Annotated in this window: 4 protein-coding genes and 1 pseudogene; 1 reads left to right on the top strand and 4 read right to left on the bottom strand. The window is 31.4% G+C overall.

Going from position 1 to position 2425, the window contains the following annotated elements:
- Positions 1-347 (top strand): annotated as a pseudogene (locus V7112_RS23125) (hypothetical protein); the annotation flags it as partial.
- A gap of 14 nt (positions 348-361) precedes the next feature.
- On the opposite strand, the gene V7112_RS23910 reads toward V7112_RS23125, so the two are convergent.
- The 4 genes from V7112_RS23910 to V7112_RS23140 all read right to left on the bottom strand — a co-directional run bounded on the left by V7112_RS23910 (position 362) and on the right by V7112_RS23140 (position 2324).
- Positions 362-490 carry a DUF7716 domain-containing protein gene (locus V7112_RS23910; RefSeq protein WP_438823944.1) on the bottom strand — a complete coding sequence of 43 codons (129 nt, stop codon included), beginning with the start codon at positions 488-490 and terminating at the stop codon, positions 362-364.
- A 185-nt stretch (positions 491-675) separates the two neighbouring features.
- The gene (locus tag V7112_RS23130; RefSeq protein WP_335424223.1) at positions 676-1236 is read right to left on the bottom strand and encodes a DMP19 family protein; all 561 of its coding nucleotides are present in this window, start codon (positions 1234-1236) and stop codon (positions 676-678) included.
- Positions 1237-1343: 107 nt separating this feature from the next.
- The gene (locus tag V7112_RS23135) at positions 1344-1631 is read right to left on the bottom strand and encodes a hypothetical protein (RefSeq protein ID WP_335424226.1); all 288 of its coding nucleotides are present in this window, start codon (positions 1629-1631) and stop codon (positions 1344-1346) included.
- A 288-nt stretch (positions 1632-1919) separates the two neighbouring features.
- The gene (locus tag V7112_RS23140; RefSeq protein ID WP_335424229.1) at positions 1920-2324 is read right to left on the bottom strand and encodes an NUDIX hydrolase; all 405 of its coding nucleotides are present in this window, start codon (positions 2322-2324) and stop codon (positions 1920-1922) included.
- Positions 2325-2425: the final 101 nt, after the last annotated feature.

The following is a 2425-nucleotide window of genomic DNA, read 5'->3' on the forward strand; positions in this document are numbered from 1 at the left end:
ACTGGTGGAAAGCAAAGGGTGGTATTAAAACGATAACTAATAATGGGCTAGCTTTTGCTTTTGGACCTTATTTCATAGGGAACCTTTGGATATTTCGTTTAACTTATGGAAAGTTTTGGTTATACACTCTTCTTAATTTAATTTTAGATTGGATACTTGCATATCCATTAAATACATTTTTTGAAAAAATTAATCTCTATAAATTAAAGAAAATTAAACCAATTCATCTTTTTTTATTTTCGTTGGGTTATTCATTTGTGAATTATGTTTTCCAATTAATCTTAGATAAAAACCAACCACCGATCAACAAATACACCAAAGACAGAAAGGGTCTTAGGGATTGCTAGAAAGGCTGCCGTCTTTAGGCAGCCAGTTCTTGAGTTAACGCACCCGTGGATATAAATGCATCATTTTTATAATAGTACATAAATGCTTCAAACAATTCGAACTGTGAGTATTGTTGAAGTTGCTGCCTTGCATTGTTTATAATATCCTATATTGTAGCTACATCAAATACGTAAATTAAACTGTTTTCAACTGCAAATTTAGGACTATCACCATCCTCTGCTAATTCATTTTCATCAAGTTCATCCCAGTTATTAGTGTCATTCGAAACATCCTTTTCGTTCCCTTCCTCTACAAACCTACACCGCTAGTTTTAAAAAAAGCTTTTTATTAAGTTACCTCCTCGATTAAAACTGCTTTATTCTTTTCCACATATTCAATAAGTAAATCAAACAAATTCCTATCTTCAGAATATATATAAAGTCGGATAGCTATTTCACTGATTTCCTCAGCCATTTCTGAATAGTCTGGTCCGTGTGTCTTGTTAAAGTTTGTTCTAGAATACTCTTCCTGATTGTTAACATCAGTCCCCAAATTCATTGTTGTAATTCCATTATGGATAATAATTGATCTGATTTCCTTCAGAATAATATAATCTTCTACCGCTTTAATCTTGCATAAAGTTTCAATAGTATCATCTAAGAATAACCCAGTTGAATTTTCCAAAAAGCCTAATATACCCTGCATAGTAAGTTCGGTATCTAAATTGATTATGAGAATAATATCCCTAATGACTTCTGGCAGCTTGTAAAAGGTATTCTTTTCGGTTAAATGAAGACTTTCCTCTTTATATAAATTGGAAGCCACTTCTTCTATAATCTTTTCACTAGATTCCTTTATTAGTGAACTTAAGGAAATTAAAGGTTTTAAGATTTCCATACGTTCATTCACCTTTTTACCTCCTTCTTAAGCTAAATTGCCCCATCGTTTAAAATTCAACAAAAGAGCGTCAATCCCTTTTTAGATTAACGCACCCGTTAGTTATATAATTGCATAAGTCATAATTTCATACGTTTTCGTTCTAAAAATATAGGTGCTATATTTAGCAAGATAGAAACAATTGTCAAAAACCAAAATGCCCTTGCCATACCAGGTATTACATCCGATAAAGCGGCCCAATCTTCCACTTTTACCCACCGATTTAGATTACTGTAATCTGCACAAATTGTTAATGCTGTAAATGATAATGCCATCGCCATAGCAAGCTTATAATCCTTTCCTGCTACATACAAAGAAAGATTTATAACAGTTACTACTGTTGCAATAACCCCTAATATTAACCACATAACTTATACCCCCATTTATTTTTATTTATGTCGTGTAATAATACTAATGTGCATCATCTCAATTTTTTGCATTACTTTTTTATTTGACATTAATACTTAAAATCTTATTTTATAGTAAATGCTCTTCCTTTTGTGATATCTTATTGAACTAACCTGCCCAGATAGTTCAATAACTTCAACAAAAAAGTGCATTAATCCTTCTTGGATCAACGCACCCGTTAATTTAAGTAGAATCCTTCACAATCTCTCCGAAGGGAACCCGTTCTTTGAATAAGAAAAAAATAAATCTTATTGCTGTTTGTTGATTATTAGGCTTTTGGCTTTTCGTATAGATTCTTTATATCCTTCAGGTACATTAATGTTTTCTATTCCCTCCAAATTTACCCACCTAAATTCTTGATGTTCTTCACTGATTAAAATATTTGAAGGATTATCACACTCACAAAGATAAGTTACAATAAATACAAACTTTCCTTTCAATACTTCAAACACCCAAGAATCAATGATATTTTCCACAGTACAATTTATCCCTAGTTCTTCTTGTACCTCTCTTACTAAACATTCTTCTGGTTTCTCATATTCCTCAATTCTTCCACCAGGTAATTCCCATTCATTTCTCTCATTTTTTAATAATAATACATTTTCATTATTAATAATGATTCCCTTAATTGAAATGGAAAGTTTTAAACTCAAGAAAAAACCTCCTTTTAATTAATACTTCATACAACTAAAATTCTATGAGGAGAATAATTGTCCTTCTTAAGTTAACCTGCCACGTTAGCATTCCTGTAGAT

It is taken from the genome of Bacillus sp. JJ1566 (assembly GCF_036962685.1).
Classification (GTDB): domain Bacteria; phylum Bacillota; class Bacilli; order Bacillales; family Bacillaceae_L; genus Ferdinandcohnia.

Coding starts and splice junctions, on each gene's coding strand:
- V7112_RS23135 (WP_335424226.1), bottom strand. CDS start 1,631: ATGTGGTTAATATTAGGGGTTATTGCAACAGTAGTAACTGTTATAAAT.